This is a genomic window from Paraburkholderia sp. BL27I4N3 (genome assembly GCF_003386115.1).
Lineage (GTDB): Bacteria > Pseudomonadota > Gammaproteobacteria > Burkholderiales > Burkholderiaceae > Paraburkholderia.
The window spans coordinates 111,564-129,207 of the sequence record NZ_QREJ01000001.1 but is presented as its reverse complement, the minus strand read 5'-3'; the positions used below and the strand labels follow the sequence as shown (position 1 = coordinate 129,207).

At 62.1% G+C, this 17,644-nt stretch carries 15 protein-coding genes; 4 read left to right on the top strand and 11 right to left on the bottom strand.

Annotation, left to right across the window (positions count from 1 at the left end):
• Positions 1–258: 258 nt before the first annotated feature.
• The 7 genes from B0G71_RS00575 to B0G71_RS00535 all read right to left on the bottom strand — a co-directional run bounded on the left by B0G71_RS00575 (position 259) and on the right by B0G71_RS00535 (position 8,692).
• Complete coding sequence (locus B0G71_RS00575) at positions 259–876, bottom strand: histone H1-like DNA-binding protein (RefSeq protein WP_012434386.1); 618 nt, start codon at positions 874–876, stop codon at positions 259–261.
• Between the two features lie 30 nt (positions 877–906).
• Positions 907–1,233: a hypothetical protein gene (locus tag B0G71_RS00570; protein WP_116139060.1), complete on the bottom strand. Its 327-nt coding sequence runs from the start codon at positions 1,231–1,233 to the stop codon at positions 907–909.
• Positions 1,234–1,319: 86 nt separating this feature from the next.
• Positions 1,320–2,546: a ribonucleotide-diphosphate reductase subunit beta gene (locus tag B0G71_RS00565; RefSeq protein WP_106285193.1), complete on the bottom strand. Its 1,227-nt coding sequence runs from the start codon at positions 2,544–2,546 to the stop codon at positions 1,320–1,322.
• 761 nt (positions 2,547–3,307) lie between these two features.
• A complete protein-coding gene (locus B0G71_RS00550) occupies positions 3,308–6,313 on the bottom strand; it encodes a ribonucleoside-diphosphate reductase subunit alpha (protein WP_116139054.1) in 3,006 nt (1,001 codons plus the stop codon).
• 541 nt (positions 6,314–6,854) lie between these two features.
• A complete protein-coding gene (ampD, locus tag B0G71_RS00545) occupies positions 6,855–7,451 on the bottom strand; it encodes a 1,6-anhydro-N-acetylmuramyl-L-alanine amidase AmpD (protein ID WP_116139052.1) in 597 nt (198 codons plus the stop codon).
• Positions 7,448–7,753, bottom strand: a complete 306-nt coding sequence (locus B0G71_RS00540; RefSeq protein ID WP_116139050.1) for a PP0621 family protein — start codon at positions 7,751–7,753, stop codon at positions 7,448–7,450. Before B0G71_RS00540 ends, ampD begins: the two co-directional genes overlap by 4 nt.
• Positions 7,754–7,762: 9 nt before the next feature.
• Complete coding sequence (locus tag B0G71_RS00535; protein WP_116139049.1) at positions 7,763–8,692, bottom strand: inner membrane protein YpjD; 930 nt, start codon at positions 8,690–8,692, stop codon at positions 7,763–7,765.
• Positions 8,693–8,773: 81 nt separating this feature from the next.
• Here B0G71_RS00535 and ffh point away from each other — a divergent pair, with 81 nt between their 5' ends.
• Both ffh and B0G71_RS00525 read left to right on the top strand, forming a co-directional pair.
• A complete protein-coding gene (ffh, locus tag B0G71_RS00530; protein WP_012434393.1) occupies positions 8,774–10,141 on the top strand; it encodes a signal recognition particle protein in 1,368 nt (455 codons plus the stop codon).
• Positions 10,142–10,295: 154 nt separating this feature from the next.
• Complete coding sequence (locus B0G71_RS00525; protein WP_012434394.1) at positions 10,296–10,847, top strand: hypoxanthine-guanine phosphoribosyltransferase; 552 nt, start codon at positions 10,296–10,298, stop codon at positions 10,845–10,847.
• 127 nt (positions 10,848–10,974) lie between these two features.
• On the opposite strand, the gene B0G71_RS00520 is transcribed toward B0G71_RS00525, so the two are convergent.
• Positions 10,975–11,574, bottom strand: a complete 600-nt coding sequence (locus B0G71_RS00520; RefSeq protein ID WP_012434395.1) for a MarC family protein — start codon at positions 11,572–11,574, stop codon at positions 10,975–10,977.
• 12 nt (positions 11,575–11,586) lie between these two features.
• Positions 11,587–13,323, bottom strand: a complete 1,737-nt coding sequence (locus B0G71_RS00515; protein ID WP_116139047.1) for a proline--tRNA ligase — start codon at positions 13,321–13,323, stop codon at positions 11,587–11,589.
• Between the two features lie 314 nt (positions 13,324–13,637).
• Between B0G71_RS00515 and B0G71_RS00510 the strand changes: the two genes are divergently transcribed.
• Both B0G71_RS00510 and B0G71_RS00505 read left to right on the top strand, forming a co-directional pair.
• Entirely contained in the window at positions 13,638–14,378 is a 741-nt protein-coding gene (locus B0G71_RS00510) for an RNA pyrophosphohydrolase (RefSeq protein ID WP_116118326.1), read from the top strand.
• 77 nt (positions 14,379–14,455) lie between these two features.
• A complete protein-coding gene (locus tag B0G71_RS00505; protein ID WP_106285182.1) occupies positions 14,456–15,013 on the top strand; it encodes a CNP1-like family protein in 558 nt (185 codons plus the stop codon).
• A 108-nt stretch (positions 15,014–15,121) separates the two neighbouring features.
• Here the strand turns inward: B0G71_RS00505 and proB are convergent, their stop codons facing one another.
• Together proB and cgtA are read right to left on the bottom strand one after the other, a co-directional pair.
• Complete coding sequence (proB, locus tag B0G71_RS00500; protein ID WP_106285181.1) at positions 15,122–16,240, bottom strand: glutamate 5-kinase; 1,119 nt, start codon at positions 16,238–16,240, stop codon at positions 15,122–15,124.
• 70 nt (positions 16,241–16,310) lie between these two features.
• Positions 16,311–17,432, bottom strand: a complete 1,122-nt coding sequence (gene cgtA, locus B0G71_RS00495; protein ID WP_116139045.1) for an Obg family GTPase CgtA — start codon at positions 17,430–17,432, stop codon at positions 16,311–16,313.
• Positions 17,433–17,644 lie beyond the last annotated feature (212 nt).

The window sequence follows — 17,644 nt, the reverse complement described above, 5'->3', positions numbered from 1 at the left end:
CGGCGAGGCTGTCAGCCGCCGCGACGACCTCACACGCATGCCCTCCCCTGTGCATGCGTTTTTTTTCGCCTGCACGTTTTCGCCGGGTGACTTCGCCTGACGATTTCGCCGGGTGATTTCGCAGGGCGAAAAAAATCCCGTCGCCGGAAACCGGCAACGGGACTGACCGAGTAGCGCTCATCACGCTACTCAAGCGCTACTCGATCATCGGACACATCATGCGACGTGTCGAAGTACTTCTACCGCTCAGCGTCCGGATTACGGACGGCTGCCCGTCGGGAACGGCCATGCCGCTGCCGGGTTCAGCGCGGTCTTCACCGTCGCCGCCGGTGCGCTCGAGACAGAAGTCGCTGCGGGTGCGGGAGCCGCCTTCTTGGCGACAGCCTTCTTCGCAGGGGCAGCCTTCTTGGCAGGAGCAGCGGCTTTCTTCGCGGCAGCCTTCTTGGCAGGCGCAGCCTTTTTAGCGGCAGCCTTTTTCGCGGGCGCAGCCTTTTTAGCAGCAGCCTTTTTCGCAGGCGCAGCCTTCTTCGCAGCAGCCTTCTTAGCCGGTGCAGCCTTCTTCGCTGCAGCCTTCTTGGCCGGTGCTGCCTTCTTTGCTGCAACCTTCTTCACTGCGGCTTTCTTAGCCGGTGCAGCCTTCTTCGCAGCAACCTTCTTCACTGCGACTTTCTTGGCTGCAGCCTTCTTGGCCGGAGCAGCTTTCTTCGCTGCAACCTTCTTGGCCGGTGCTGCCTTCTTCGCTGCGACCTTCTTCACTGCCACTTTCTTGGCAGCGACTTTCTTTGCCGGAGCAGCTTTCTTGGCCGGAGCAGCCTTCTTTGCTGCGACCTTCTTGGCTGCGGGTTTCTTTGCGGCGGCTTTTTTTGCAGTTGCCATCATTTTCTCCTTCAGGTTTTCAGATGAGAGTCAGTTCAAACTACACCCTTCGTCAAAACCCGCTTCCCGCGGACGCTTCTCAGGGCGCGCGCTACGAAGCGGGCTATTCATCGGCGTACGCAGGTGCTGCGCGCTTACGCTAATGAATGCGGTAAGGCGCGCCGTGCCAAAAGGCACCGCGCGCCAGATCTGTTCGGCGTTGAGGCTCAACGCCGGCAATTGCTTGATCGAGCCGCCGGCAACGACGCCAGCGGCTTTTTCCGGGGGGAAGTTTGCCCATCCCACTGAAGGGTTCGCAAAGTGCCTGTCATAGTTGTGGGCCGCGAAGGCACGCGGCGCACCGGGCATGCTTTGCATCAGGCGATTCTGCTCCTAGCCAAAATTGCCGCGGCCCAAGCCGACGGCATCCCCATCGATGAATGCATCTGCAGCACGAACCCGGATCACTCCCAGGTCAGCGCGCCGCCAGTCTGATATTCGATCACTCGCGTCTCGAAGAAGTTGCGTTCCTTCTTCAGGTCGATCATCTCGCTCATCCACGGGAACGGGTTTTCCTCGTTCGGGTACAGCGGATCGAGACCGATCTGCTGGCAACGGCGGTTGCAGATGAAGCGCAAATAGCTCTTGAACATCGACGCATTGAGGCCGAGCACCCCGCGCGGCATCGTGTCTTCTGCGTAACGATATTCAAGTTCGACCGCTTGCTGGAAGATCTCGCGGATTTCCGCGCGGAACTCAGCCGTCCAGAGCTGCGGGTTTTCGAGTTTGATCTGGTTGATCAGGTCGATGCCGAAGTTGCAGTGCATCGACTCGTCGCGCAGGATGTACTGGTACTGTTCCGCGGCGCCGGTCATCTTGTTCTGGCGACCGAGCGCCAGGATTTGCGTAAAGCCGACGTAGAAGAACAGGCCTTCCATCACACAGGCGAACACGATCAGCGAGCGCAGCAGCGTCTGGTCTGCCTCGAGCGTGCCGGTCTTGAAGGCCGGATCGGTCAGCACGTGGATGTACGGAATCAGGAATTCGTCTTTCGCGCGGATCGAGGAAACCTCGTGATACGCGTTGAAGATTTCGCCTTCGTCGAGACCCAGCGATTCGACGATGTACTGGTAGGCGTGCGTGTGGATCGCCTCTTCGAACGCCTGGCGCAGCAGGAACTGGCGGCATTCGGGCGCCGTGATGTGGCGGTAGGTGCCCAGCACGATATTGTTGGCGGCGAGGGAATCGGCCGTGACGAAGAAGCCCAGGTTGCGCTTGACGATGCGGCGCTCGTCTTCGGTCAGACCGTTCGGGTCTTTCCAGAGGGCGATGTCGCGCGACATGTTCACTTCTTGCGGCATCCAGTGGTTGGCGCAACCAGCCAGATACTTTTCCCAAGCCCACTTGTATTTGAACGGCACCAACTGATTGACGTCGGTCTGGCCGTTGATGATGCGCTTGTCGGCGACGTTGACCCGCGCTTCCGAAACGGCAGCCGTTCCGGTAACAGCGTGAGCGACGGGAGCGACAGCGATGTCGTTCGCGAAAACGTCTTGAGCCGAGGGAGCATGAGGAGCGGAACGCGTTCCGACTTGCGAACCGACAGCCGATCCCGCAGCGTTGCGCAACACATTCTGTTGCGTAGCGCTCGAGGGAGTTACGGCAGTGATCTCGTCATCCCAGTTGAGCATAAATGTCACCATCAATTTAGAACGGTTTGTACCATCTTTTCACGAGCGATAAAAGAGTTCGCTGATGAAAAATCCTGTTTTCGATTCGCGTTGCTACGTTCATACAACACTTTGTTCAACGGAGTGTGTGCATCACCTCATGTGGAGCGTGTTGAACGTGTGTCGTCGAGGTGCTTCGCGAGCTCGAAGAGCAACGTGTCGATGCGACGTTTCGCTGCTCTATCTATCTGTATTGCGGAGCGTGCCTGTAGCGTCTTGCGACTGCTGACTGCTGACTCGCGTTGCTCGTCGCGATGGTCCGCGCTTGCTTCGCGCTTGCCCTGCGAGTGCTTCGCGTTTGCCTCGCGTTTGCCTCGCGTTTGCCTCGCGTTTGCCTCGCGTTTGCCTCGCGTTTGCCTATTCGTCAGTGCCGGCGAGGTGAAGTTCAATGCCATGTCGAGCGATGCATCGGGCCGGCTGCGTTGATCGACCCATCGATCGAAGCGTTTGCTGCGCGCACTGTGTCGCGCGCTTCGTCTGGTGCTGCCGACAGCTGATTGCCGAGTGACCGCTTCAAGACTTCAGTGACCTGCCTTGCTTCACTGCGTCGCTTCACTGCGTCGCCTCGCTGCGTTGCGATGAACAGCGCGCCTCGGATTTCACTCGCCGCGCCGCTCATCGGCTTCACTTCTACTTCACTTGCTTCAGCTTCGCTGCTCGCTGCATTCGGGTCATTACCTACAACCTGTCAGCAAGCAGCGATCCTGCTACCTGCGTGCTTCTTATTGGCAAGCTTCGCACTCGTCGAAGCCAGGATCGCCCGGACGCATCATGCACACCGGACCATCCGCTTCCGGCGCTGCTTCAACCGCGACTGCTGCCGTGGCCGCTGCAGCCTGAAAGCCACCCGCGGCACCACCAGCCGCGCCATTGTTCGCACCGAAACCACCGGCCGCGCCACCCGCAGCGCCGCCCGAACCTTCGCCGCCACCCGAGCTCACGGCGTTCAGCGCGCCGTGCGCCACCGTCGATTTCTCGACGTGAGTCGCCGCCATCGTGCGGAGGTAGTAGGTCGTCTTCAGGCCACGTACCCAGGCGAGCTTGTAGATCTCGTCGAGCTTCTTGCCCGACGCGCCGCCCATGTAAATGTTCAGCGACTGCGCCTGGTCGATCCACTTCTGCCGACGCGAAGCCGCTTCGACCAGCCACTTCGGATCGACTTCGAACGCGGTGGCGTAGATCGCGCGCAGGTCGGCCGGGATGCGATCGATGCGCGAGAGCGTGCCGTCGAAGTACTTCAGGTCGGCGACCATCACTTCGTCCCACAGGCCGCGCGCCTTCAGGTCGCGCACCAGGTAGTCGTTGACCACCGTGAATTCGCCCGACAGATTCGACTTCACATACAGGTTCTGGAAGGTCGGTTCGATGCAAGCCGACACGCCGATGATGTTCGAGATCGTCGCCGTCGGCGCGATCGCGACGCAGTTCGAGTTGCGCATGCCGTAGGTGGCGATGCGCGAACGCAGTTCGGTCCAGTCCATCGACTCGCTCGAATCGACTTCGACGTAACCGCCGCGCGCTTGCTCCAGCAGCTTCACCGAGTCTTGCGGCAGGATGCCGCGATCCCACAGCGAGCCGCGGTAGCTCGAGTAGCGGCCGCGTTCCTGCGCCAGTTCCGTCGACGCGTAGTAAGCGTAGTAGCAGACCGCTTCCATCGACGTGTCGGCGAACTTGACCGCTTCTTCCGACGCGTACGGCGTGCGCAGCAGGTGCAGGCAGTCCTGGAAGCCCATGATGCCCATGCCGACCGGACGGTGCTTCAGGTTCGAGTTACGCGCCTTGGCGACCGCGTAATAGTTGATGTCGATCACGTTGTCGAGCATGCGCATCGCCACGCTGACGGTGCGCTTCAGCTTGTCGTGGTCGAGCACGAGCGTGCCGTCGGCCTGTTCCTTCAGGTGAGCGACGAGGTTCACGGAGCCCAGGTTGCAGACGGCGATTTCGGCGTCGCTGGTGTTCAGCGTGATTTCCGTGCACAGGTTCGACGAGTGGACGACGCCGACGTGCTGTTGCGGCGAGCGCACATTGCACGGATCCTTGAACGTGATCCACGGGTGGCCGGTTTCGAACAGCATGCCCAGCATCTTGCGCCACAGTTGCGCCGCCGGGATCTTCTTAAACAGCTTGATCTCGCCGCGCGCGACCTTGTCTTCGTAAGCCGTGTAAGCCTTCTCGAAATCGGCGCCGAACAGGTCGTGCAGATCCGGGCAGGTGGACGGCGAGAACAGCGTCCAGTCGCCGCCTTCCATCACGCGCTTCATGAACAGGTCGGGAATCCAGTTCGCCGTGTTCATGTCGTGCGTGCGACGACGGTCGTCGCCGGTGTTCTTGCGCAGCTCGAGGAATTCCTCGATGTCCAGGTGCCACGTTTCCAGGTACGCGCACACCGCGCCCTTGCGCTTGCCGCCCTGGTTCACGGCGACCGCCGTGTCGTTGACCACCTTCAGGAACGGCACGACGCCTTGCGACTTGCCATTGGTGCCCTTGATGTGCGAGCCGAGCGCACGCACGCGCGTCCAGTCGTTGCCCAGACCGCCGGCGAACTTCGACAGCAGCGCGTTTTCCTTCAGCGCTTCGTAGATGCCGTCGAGGTCGTCGTCGACGGTGGTCAGGTAGCACGACGACAGTTGCGAACGGCGCGTGCCCGAGTTGAACAGCGTAGGCGTGGACGACATGAAGTCGAAGCTCGACAGCACGTTGTAAAACTCGATCGCGCGCGCTTCGCGGTCGATCTCGTTCAGCGACAGACCCATCGCGACACGCATAAAGAATGCCTGCGGCATTTCGATGCGCACGCCGTCGTGATGCAGGAAGTAGCGGTCGTACAGCGTTTGCAGGCCGAGGTAGCCAAACTGCAGATCACGGTTGTTGTCGAGCGCGGCGCCGAGGCGCTTCAGGTCGAACTGCAGCAGCTTGTCGTCGAGCAGCTCGGCTTGCACGCCGCGCTTGATGAACTGCGGGAAGTATTCGGCGTAACGCTCGCCCATTTCCGTTTGCGTGACTTCCTCTTCGAGGATCTCGCGGCGGATGGTGTGCAGCAGGATGCGCGCGGTGACCTGGCTATAAGCCGGATCTTTTTCGATCATGGTGCGGGCAGCCAGGATCGCCGAGTCGTAGACCTGGCTCATCGGCACGCCGTCGTACAGATTCTTGACCGTTTCCGCGATGATCGGATCGGCGCTCACGGCGTCGCCCAGGTTCGAGCAAGCCAGTTCGATGATGCCGCGCAGCGCAGCCATATCCAGCGGACGCGTGACGCCGTTGTCGGTCACGTTCAGACCCGGCGTGTTCGCCACGATCTGATCGTCATGACCGCGCGCCTGCGTGCGCTTCTCGCGATACAGCACGTACGCACGCGCGACGTTGTGCTCGCCGCCGCGCATCAGCGCGAGTTCGACCTGATCCTGAATGTCTTCGATATGGAACGTGCCGCCGTTCGGACGGCTGCGCACGAGTGCGCGCACCACGTTCTGCGTGAGTTGCTCGACCAGTTCGCGCACACGCGCCGACGCGGCGCCTTGACCACCGTTCACGGCCAGAAATGCCTTCGTCACGGCGATGGCGATTTTCGACGGTTCGAACGACACGACGCTGCCGTTGCGGCGGATCACCTTGTAGTCGGCGAAGGTCGCTTGCGGCGCGAGCGCTTGTGCGCCTTGTGCCTGGCCGAAGGCCTGGCCAGTCGGTGAGCCCTCGTACCGGGTCGTCACGTTGTCGGTGGTTTGCATGTGCAAAGCTCCTGGTCCTGGAAATGTTGCGGGAAGATCCGCGGATTAAAACGAACGCTGCGCCGCCGCGTGCGCAAGCGATGAGGTGCAGGAAAGGGACCGGCTGAGCCGGCTGGCGGGATGCGAGTGCGATGAAGCCTGGTTCGAATTGATAACGGTCTTCATCGTGTATGTCGCGATCACTTGCCAAGCCCCTTTCCTGAATGCTTCTGGATGCCGCCGGTGGTCTCTCCGGCCACGCCACAGGAATATTTTTTCGCTGCCTGAAATGCTTGCGGCGCCGTGCTCGGAGAGCGGACGCCGCTGACTTGTTCACCCAGTTGTGCACCCGGTTATTCACATGGTTATGCACAGAACACCACAAGATGTAGTGCGCAACTGGATTTGTGGCACCAAGTATAGTGGAGATTCGAGACAGGTCAAATCGAAATATTTACTTTCGATGTCTTGACTTTTGCTTAGCGCGGCGCGAAGCCGACTCCCCGGAGAACAAGGCAGCGCCTCGCTCTCCTCGCATCACGCGAAGTCGCGCGAAGGGTCGTTACCGCGTTTTGGAAAACTTGAGATAGGGGAAATACTGAGCGTCGAGCGCGGTGTCGCGCTGCAGACGCGACCACTCGAAATGCGGCCCAGGATCGGTCTTGCGGCCGGGGGCGATGTCCGAGTGACCGGCGAGCGCTTCGACCGGATAGCGAGCCTTGAGCGCGCTCACCAACGCACCGAGCGTGAGGTACTGAGCCGCTTCGAAAGGCGTGCTGTCGCTGCCCTCCAACTCGATGCCGATCGAGAAATCATTGCAGCGCTCGCGGCCGAAAAAATTCGACGGCCCGGCGTGCCACGCGCGTTCGTTGCACGACACGAACTGTTCGAGCGCGCCGTCGCGATGAATCACGAAATGCGCCGACACCCGCACGCCGCGCAAATGCGAGTCGTAGTAGGGATGGGCATCGCAATCGAGCGTGTTGAGGAACAGCTCGGCGATCGCGGTGCCGCCGAATTCGTTGGGAGGCAGGCTGATGTTGTGAACAACGATCAGCGTCGGCACTGCCCCTGCGGGCCGCGCTTCGAAATTCGGCGATGGCAGTTTGCGCGCGGCGGCGACCCAACCGTCGGCGTCGACGGCGAACTCGACGCTCATCGAGCGTCGCGGCCCGTGGGTCGAGCACCGTGACGCTGCGCGTGCGCGGCGCTGCAGAACGGCTGCCCCGCCACCACCACGGAATCGCTCTTCGGCGCGTGCACGCCGCATTCGACGCAACGGATCATCGGCTCGGGGAGTTGCGCCGGCGCGGCAGCGCGCGCACCGCCATTCGCGCCTTTGGCACTCGCGTCGCCGTTCGCGCCACTGCGTTGAGACGCCTGCGCGTCATGACGACGCAGCGCCTTCACCAACCACTGGCCGACGATGAACAACAGGATTAGCAGAAATATTTGTCGCATGGGACACGCTCACACTACAGCACGGTGCAACAGCACCTCGAATACAAACCGGCTGCCGACGTACGCCAGCAACAGCGCGACGAACGACGCCAGCACCCAGCGCAGTGCCGCACGGCCGCGCCAGCCGGAAACCTTGCGCGCCGTCAGCAGCGCGCCGAACATCACCCAGGAAAGAATCGCGAACACGGTCTTGTGATCGAGCCGCAACGCGCGGTCGACCAGTTGCTCGCTGAACAGAATGCCCGACACCAGCGTCAACGTCAGCAGGACGAAACCCGCGCCGATCAGACGGAACAGCAGCTTCTCCAGCGTGAGGAGCGGCGGCAGCGTATCGAGCCAGCTCGACAGCCAGCCGTTGCCCGCCGCCGCCGCGTGACGCTGCGCGACGCCGCCGCGCATGGCATGCAGCCGCCGCTCGACGAGCAGCATCAGAATGGCGTGCAGCGCGGCAATCGCGAACAAACCGTAGGCGATGTTGGCGATCAGGAAGTGCAGCTTGAACATCGGCGCGGCGGAATACGGCAGCACGCGCACGCCGCCGAACGCGAGCGGCAACAATGAAGCGACACAGGCGAGCGGCAGGACCAGCAGGCGCAGACCGTCGAGCGGAAAGAAAAAACTCTCTATCCAGTAGATGCCGGCGCCCAGCCAGAACATGGCCGACAGCGCGAACGCAAAACCGAACACCATCGCGTTCTGCGGGAAGATGGTGGTGTGCAGCAGCACCCCGTGGGCGAGCAGTGCCACGAACAACAGCGCGCGGCCCGAGCCGCTCATGCCCGAAGCAGCCGACGGAGCCGACACGGACGCCGGCGCGGCGGGCACCGGCGGCACGCTTTCGAGCATGGGATGCAACGCGGCGTGCCGGTGCGAGCGCCAGCCGGCCGCGGCTAAACCGCCGTAGAGGAGCGCAGTGAGGGCATACAGTACAATATCCATATTCGAAGTTTACACTAGGCCCCTGCTCCGCGACGTCTCCTGCATCGCGCCCCGCTCCGGCCGCACTGTTCATCGCTCCCCATGCTCGACAATCTGACTCAACGGATGGCGCGCGTCGTCAAGACGCTGCGCGGCGAAGCCCGGCTCACCGAGGCGAACACCCAGGAAATGCTGCGCGAGGTGCGTCTCGCGCTGCTCGAGGCCGACGTGGCGCTGCCCGTCGTGCGCGAGTTCATCGCCAAGGTGAAGGAAAAGGCGCTCGGCGAAGAAGTTATCAGCAGCCTCTCGCCGGGTCAGGCGCTGGTCGGCGTGGTGCAGCGCGAGCTGACCGCGATCATCGGCGGCGACTACGAAGGCAAGGCGGTCGAGCTCAACCTCGCCGTCACGCCGCCGGCCGTGATCCTGATGGCGGGTCTGCAGGGCGCGGGTAAGACGACCACCGTCGGCAAGCTCGCCAAGCTGCTGCGCGAGAAATACAAGAAGAAAGTACTGACCGTCTCGTGCGACGTTTACCGCCCCGCCGCTATCGCGCAGTTGAAGACGGTGACCGAGCAGGTCGGCGCGGATTTCTTCCCGTCCGAACCGGATCAGAAACCGGTCGACATCGCGCGCGCCGCCGTGGATTGGGCCAAGCGCCACTATCATGACGTGCTGCTGGTCGACACGGCCGGCCGTCTCGGCATCGACGAAGCGATGATGCAGGAAATCACCGCGCTGCATAACACGCTGAAGCCGGCGGAAACGCTGTTCGTGGTCGACGCGATGCTCGGTCAGGACGCGGTCAACACCGCCAAGGCCTTTAGCGACGCGCTGCCGCTCACCGGCGTGGTCCTGACCAAGCTCGACGGCGACTCACGCGGCGGCGCCGCGCTCTCCGTGCGTCATGTCACCGGCAAGCCGATCAAGTTCGTCGGCGTCGCGGAAAAGCTCGACGGCCTCGAAGTCTTCTACCCGGATCGCATGGCGAACCGGATTCTCGGCATGGGCGACATTCTCGCCCTCGTCGAAGAAGCGCAACGCGGCGTGGACGTGCAGGCCGCGCAAAAGCTCGCCGACAAGGTCAAGAAGGGCGGCGACTTCGATCTGAACGACTTCCGCGCACAGCTCACGCAAATGAAGGGCATGGGCGGCCTGTCGTCGCTGATGGACAAGCTGCCCGCGCAGTTCCAGCAGGCCGCCGCCGGCGCCAACATGGGCCAGGCCGAGAAACAGATGCGCCGCATGGAAGGCATCATCAATTCCATGACGCCGCAGGAGCGCGCCAAGCCCGATCTCATCAAGGCCACGCGCAAGCGCCGCATCGCCGCGGGCGCGGGCGTGCAGGTGCAGGAAGTCAACCGCATGCTGAATCAGTACGACCAGATGCGCACCATGATGAAAAAGCTCAAGGGCGGCAATCTGCAAAAGATGATGCGCGGCATGAAGGGTATGTTGCCCGGCATGCGCTAAGCTTTAGCAAGACGGCGACGCGCGTTCCGCGCATGAACCACGGAACGCGCCCCTGACTCCGCTGGGCCGACTCCCGCTTTGTGCGGGTTTATTCTGTACCGCGCGCCGCCGTCCTCACTCACACTATGTATACAGTCACCGCCCGCCAGACGTCATGAACCGCGAAGAAGCTCTCCACATTTTTAGCCACTCCGAAGAAATCGTTTCGGCCGACGACGTCAACGCGTCGATCAGCGGCATGGCCGCCGCCATCCGCAACGAGATGAGCGAGGACTTCCCGCTCGTACTGTCGGTCATGGGCGGCGCGGCGGTGTTCACCGGCATGCTGCTGCCACACCTCGATTTCCCGCTCGAGTTCGACTACATCCACCTCACCCGCTACCGCAATACCACCAAGGGCGGCAACGAGATGCAGTGGCGCGTGGCGCCGGCCGAGTCGGTGAAGGATCGGGTCGTGCTGGTGCTCGACGACATTCTCGACGAAGGTGAGACGATGGCCGCGATTCGCGACCGCATTCTCGCGATGGGTGCGAAGCGCTTCCTGAGCGCGGTGCTGTGCGAGAAGATCATTCCGAAGGCCAAGCCGCTGCGTCCGGATTATTGCGGCTTCGAAGTGCCGGACCGCTATGTGTTCGGCTGCGGCATGGATGCGAAGGGTTACTGGCGTAACCTGCCGACGATTCGCGCGCTGACCGAAGGGGCTTGAGGTCTCTTTGAGGCGCCCGCTTTCGGGCGGTTAAGCCGGTATCGGTATGGAAAAAAAAGCGGCCCGCGGGCCGCTTTTTTGTTGGCTTGTGTGACGCCGCCGCGCCAAACATTGGCCCGCTCCAGCATCAAAGTTGATGCACGAACGACCGGATACCGCCGAGCATCATCTCCACCGAAATCGCCACCAGCACGAGACCCATCAGCCGTTCGAACGCCATCATCGCGCGCTCGCCGAGCCATGCCTGAATGCGCTCCGCCAGCATCAGCACGATCGCGCAGACAACCATCGTGACAGTCAGCGCGCCGATCCACTCGAACATCTTGCCGGGCGCCTGCGACGTCAGTAGCATCACGGTGGCCAGCGCCGACGGACCTGCCAGCGCCGGAATGGCGAGCGGCACGATGAGCGGCTCGCCGCCGCGCGTGTCGCCGCCGAATGGACCGTCCGGATGCGGAAACACCATTCTGAGCGCAATCAGAAACAACACGATCCCGCCGCCGATACGCAATGACTGATCGGTCAGGCTCATCATGCGCAAAAAACGGTCGCCGACCACCATGAAGATCAGCAGGATCGCAAACGCGATCGCCACCTCGCGGAGGATGACGATCGTGCGCCGCTTCGGAGACACACTGCGCAGACAACTGACGAAGAGCGGAATGTTGCCGAGCGGATCGGTGATCAGAATCAGCAGGACGGTCGCGGACAGGAAGGTGTACTCCACCGTCCGCTCCGCTTAGCGCGCCAACGCGGCGCGAACTTTCCCGATCACCGTTTGCGCAGCGTCTTCGACGGGCAGAAGCGTCGCTTCAGCGTCGCGGCGGCCCTGGTATTCGAGCTTGCCTTCCTTGAGGCCGCGGTCGCCGATCACCAGACGATGCGGCACGCCGATCAGTTCCCAGTCGGCAAACATCACGCCCGGGCGCTCGCCGCGGTCGTCGAGGATCACGTCGATGCCGGCTTCGACCAGCGCCGCGTACAGCTTGTCGGCTTCCGTGCGCACCGCTTCGCTGCGGTCGTAACCCATCGGGCACAGCACGACTTCGAACGGCGCAATCGATTCCGGCCAGATGATGCCCTTGTCGTCGAAATTCTGCTCGATCGCGGCGCCCAGGATACGGGTGACGCCAATGCCGTAGCAGCCCATTTCCATCGGACGCGGCTTGCCGGTTTCGTCGAGGCAGGTCGCGTTCATCGCCTCGGAATACTTGGTGCCGAGTTGGAACACGTGACCCACTTCGATACCGCGGCAGATGTCGATTACACCCTTGCCGTCCGGCGACGGATCGCCCTTCTTCACGTTGCGAATGTCGGCGACGACCGGTTCCGGCAGATCGCGGCCCCAGTTCACACCAGTGGTGTGGTAATCCACCTCATTCGAGCCCACCACGAAATCGCTCATGTTCGCGACCGTGCGATCCGCGACGACCTTGATCGGCTTCTTCGTGTCGATCGGGCCGAGATAACCCGGCGGCGTACCGAAGGTTTCGATAATTTCCGCTTCGGTCGCCATGCGGAAGTCGGTCAGACCCGACAGCTTGCTCGCCTTGATCTCGTTCAGATCGTGGTCGCCGCGCAGCATCAGCAACCAGATGGTCGGCTCGGCGCCTTCATTTTCAGTGGCGACGATGATCGACTTGATCGTGCGCTCGAGCGGAATGTTCAGCAGCTCGGCCACCGCTTCGCACTTCGCCTTGCCCGGCGTGGGAGTCTTCTTCATTTCTTCGGTGGGCGCCGCGCGTTCCGCGTAGAGCGGCAGCGCTTCGGCCGCTTCGACGTTCGCCGCGAAATCGGAGGTCGGGCAATAGGCGATCGCGTCTTCACCGGTCTCGGCGATCACGTGGAATTCATGCGAGCCGCTGCCACCAATCGAACCGTTGTCCGCCGCCACCGCGCGGAAGTCCAGACCGAGGCGCGTGAAAATGCGCACGTACGCGTCATACATCTTGCGATACGACTCGCGCAGACCGTCCATGTCCTTGTCGAACGAGTACGCGTCTTTCATGATGAACTCGCGGCCGCGCATCACGCCGAAACGCGGACGGATCTCGTCGCGGAACTTGGTCTGGATCTGGTAGAAGTTCACCGGCAACTGGCGATAGCTCTTGATCTGATTGCGCGCGATGTCCGTCACCACTTCTTCGTGGGTCGGTCCGATCACGAAATCGGACTGCTTGCGATCCTTGAAGCGCAACAGCTCAGGACCGTACTTCTCCCAGCGGCCCGATTCCTGCCACAACTCGGCCGGCTGCACCGCAGGCATCAGTAATTCAATACCGCCTGCCCGGTTCATTTCTTCGCGCACGATGGCTTCCACCTTGCGGATCGAGCGCAGGCCGACCGGCAGGTAGTTATAGATACCGCCGGCGACGCGCCGGATCATGCCGGCGCGCACCATGAGCTTGTGGCTGACGATCTCTGCGTCGGCGGGAGCTTCTTTGAGGGTACCGATAAAGAAACGGGAAGCTTTCATTCAGATTATCCAAAAGCGGCGGCTCCGGAGGGACCGCCCGAAAGGTGAAAACGGTGGGGAAATCGACACAGATCCGGCTCTGAGCCGGCATGGCTCACCTGACAATACACTGACATCGGTACAGCGCGGTCCGACCGCGGCGCCGACGCCGCCGCGCAAAGCCTTTGCACAAGGGATAAGGCACGGAAAGACTGACAGGCTACCGCAAACGCGGGCCTTTGGCGGCGAATCGTTCCAATCTGGTGCGAATCGGTGCGTCAGACCCGTTATCTGTTTATAATCAAAGCAATTTTAAAGGATTCGAAGGTGGTTGTATGCTGGATCGTGAAGGCTTTCGCCCGAACGTCGGCATCATCCTCTTGAACGCGCACAACGAGGTGTTTTGGGGCAAACGGCTCCGTGAACATTCCTGGCAGTTTCCGCAAGGGGGCATCAAGTACGGAGAGACCCCCGTGCAAGCGATGTATCGGGAGTTACACGAAGAAACCGGGCTGCTTCCTGAGCACGTCAAGGTGATTGGTCGCACGCGCGACTGGTTGCGTTACGAGGTGCCTGACAAGTTCATCAAGCGCGAAGTACGCGGTCATTACCGCGGCCAGAAACAAATCTGGTTTTTGCTCCGGATGGTTGGACGCGACTGCGACATCTGCTTGCGCGCCACCGACCACCCTGAGTTCGATGCGTGGCGCTGGAACGAGTATTGGGTGCCGCTCGACTGTGTGATCGAGTTCAAGCGGGATGTATATCAGTTGGCGCTGACGGAGCTATCCCGTTTCATGCGCCGGGCTGCGCCGCGTGCGGAAAAACCTGGCGGGCACCATGGGCCACGCTATCCCCGGATAGCGTCATCAATGGAAAGTCCGCCGGATTCCACGGTAATGACGGTGACTTCTGTGACCACCGTCAGCATCGAAACATCGGTTCACGTTACGATCGCGTCCGATTGCGGTCCGGGGTCCGGGTCAACGGCAGAAGTAGACGCCGCGCCGGAACACGAAGACGAATCGGCAGGCGAAACGGCCGGCTCGCTGTTCCGCCCGGGCGTGCGCAATTAACAACTCTGTGCGGCTGTCCACGCCGCCTCTCTCTGGCGCGGCTCGACGAGCCGCGCCAGTGTTTCGGGGAAACCATATTGAAAGCACTTGCTCTCGTCGTGGCGTGCGTCGCCACCGGCGCCCTGCTGGCTGGTTGTTCGAGCGCCGGCAAACCAACCAATAAAGACGACAGCGCGTTTGTCTATCTGCTGGACCGCCAGGGCAACTGGGTTGAGAACAAGGTGGACGCTCTGCCGCCGCTGCCGCAGGATTCGAATCTGCTGCCTTTCGAAGTCTCCGGCAATACGCCGCTGCAGTTCGCGGTCGACCGGAATTCGCTGACCGTGGGTACGGACGGCGTGGTTCGCTTGACCGTCGTCGTGGCAAGCCCGAGCGGCGCTCGTAACGTAATCTACGAAGGGATTCGCTGCGACACGTACGAATGGCGCCAGTATGCGGGCCTGAATTCTGATCACGACGGGTGGGACACGACGGTCGCCAACAGCTTCACGCGTATCGAGAATGGCGCGCTGAACGCCTATCAGGCGGCGTTGTATCAGGACTATCTATGCGCGAACAAGATGCCCATGGGGAATGCGGCCTCGATTCTGGAGAACATCCGCTATAAGCGCACGGCGAGTTCGTCAATTCACTGAGCTTTGGATCCATGCAGCTTATGGGCGTGAAAAAAGCCGTTCCAGCTTTCGCTGGAACGGCTTTTTGTTTGCCGTATCCGTGTCCCCGCGCTTGCGACTATCGGTGACCTAGACGAGCACCAGATTATCCCGGTGGATAAGCTCCGGCTCGAGCATATAGCCAAGCACCGATTCAATCTCGCCACTCGGGCGCCGCTGAATCAGCTTGGTTTCCGCGCTGCTGTAGTTCGTCAGGCCGCGCGCCACTTCGCGCCCAGTTGCGCTCAGACAGGCGATCACTTCACCGCGCGCAAAGGCACCCTGAACGCCGACGATGCCGATAGGCAGCAGGCTCTTGCCGCCGTCAGTAAGTTTTTCGACCGCGCCGTCGTCGATCACTACATGGCCGCGCACCTGGAGATGATCCGCCATCCATTGCTTGCGCGCCGCCATGCGTGCCGTGCGCGCGATCAGCTGCGTGCCGATCGCCTCACCCGAGGCCAACCGCGACAGCACATCCGCTTCACGCCCGCTTGCGATCACCGTATTGGCGCCGCTGTGTGCCGCGCGCTTAGCGGCGAGAATCTTGGTCAGCATCCCGCCACGACCGAGACTCGAACCCGCGCCGCCCGCCATGGCTTCGAGGTCCGGCGCCCCAGCATCGGCCTGCTGGACCAGCGTGGCAGTCGGATCCTTGCGCGGGTCGGCGGTGAAAAGTCCTTGCTGATCGGTGAGGATAACGAGTGCGTCGCCTTCGATCAGGTTTGCGACGAGCGCCCCGAGCGTGTCGTTGTCGCCGAATTTGATTTCGTCAGTGACGACCGTGTCGTTCTCGTTGATGATCGGCACGACGCCCAGGCGCAGAAGCGTGAGCAACGTGGAGCGCGCATTCAGATAGCGTTCGCGATCGGCCAGATCGGCGTGCGTTAGCAGAATCTGCGCGGTCTGGATGGAATGCTCGGCAAAGCGGCTTTCGTACACCTGCGCGAGACCCATCTGGCCGACCGCCGCGGCCGCTTGCAGTTCGTCGATCTCGCGTGGCCGTTTGGTCCAGCCGAGCCGTTGCATTCCTTCGGCAATGGCACCCGAGCTGACGAGCACCACTTCCTTGCCTTGCGCGCGCAGGGCGGCAATCTGCGCGGCCCAGCGGCCGATAGCAGCATGATCGAGGCCGCGCCCGTCATTCGTGACGAGGCTCGAACCGACTTTTACTACCAATCGCCGTGAATCTGCGATGACGGAACGCATTGTGCGCGGTCTCCCAAGATGTCGCGTGATGCATACCGGCAACCCGCCCGGGCGCCGGCGCTCGAGCTTTTTATGCCTGCGGGTCGGTGCCGGCGTCGTCCGCGGCGGCCGGCGCTTCCGGCTTCTCGCGGAAGCGCACGTCAGCAGCGAGATCTTCGGCTTCCGCTGCGCGCTGTGCGTCCGAGTGCGCGGCGATGTGGTCGAACACCGCGTAGCAAAGGTTTTCGCAGCCCTGGCCTGTCAGCGCAGAGATTTCGAACACCGGGCCATCCCAACCGAAGCCTTCGATGAACGCTGAAACACGGGCTTGGCGCTCGTCTTCGGGCACCATGTCAAGCTTGTTCAGCACCAGCCAGCGCGGCTTTTCATACAGCAGCTCGTCGTACTTGCGCAGCTCGTTGACGATCGCCTTGGCTTCCGCGACCGGATCGACCGCGTCGTCGAATGGCGCGAGGTCGACGATATGCAGCAACAAACCCGTGCGCTGCAAGTGACGCAGGAACTGGTGGCCGAGGCCCGCGCCTTCCGCCGCGCCTTCGATCAAGCCAGGAATGTCGGCGATCACGAAGCTGCGGCTCGGCCCGACACGCACCACGCCGAGATTCGGCGCGAGTGTCGTGAACGGGTAATCGGCGATCTTCGGCTTGGCGTTCGACACCGACGCGATGAAGGTCGACTTGCCGGCGTTCGGCATGCCGAGCAGACCGACGTCTGCCAGCACCTTCAGTTCGAGGCGCACCATGCGGCGCTCGCCCGGCTTGCCGTCCGTTTTCTGACGCGGTGCGCGGTTCGTGCTGGATTTGAAATGCAGGTTTCCGAGACCGCCCGCGCCACCCTGAGCGATCTGCACGCTCTGATTGTGCTCGGTCAGATCGGCGATCAGCTCACCGGTCTCCATGTCGGTGATCGTGGTGCCGACCGGCATGCGCAGCGTGATGTCGTCGCCGCCTTTGCCGTAGCAGTCCGCGCCGCGGCCATTTTCGCCGTTGCGCGCCAGGTGTTTCTTCGCGTAGCGGTAGTCGATCAGCGTGTTGATGTTGCGGTCCGCGACCGCGATCACGCTGCCGCCCCGGCCGCCGTCGCCGCCATCCGGGCCGCCGAACGGAACGAACTTCTCGCGGCGCATCGACGCGCTGCCATCCCCTCCGTCGCCGGCGATGACTTCAATCCTCGCTTCGTCAATGAACTTCATGCGTAACTCCGTCCCGTGGTGTGCTGCCAGATGGTGCTGCTAGATTTATTGCTACTGGATGCTGCTATTTTGCCGCCCCCGCCGCGAGTCGATCAATCGACCGAACCGCATAGGACCTAGCGGCACGAAGGGCGTTCCTGCCCATTCATCCGGCGAAAACCTGCCGGAATAAAAAAAGCCCCGCTAACTTCGCGGGGCCTTTTTCCGGTCCT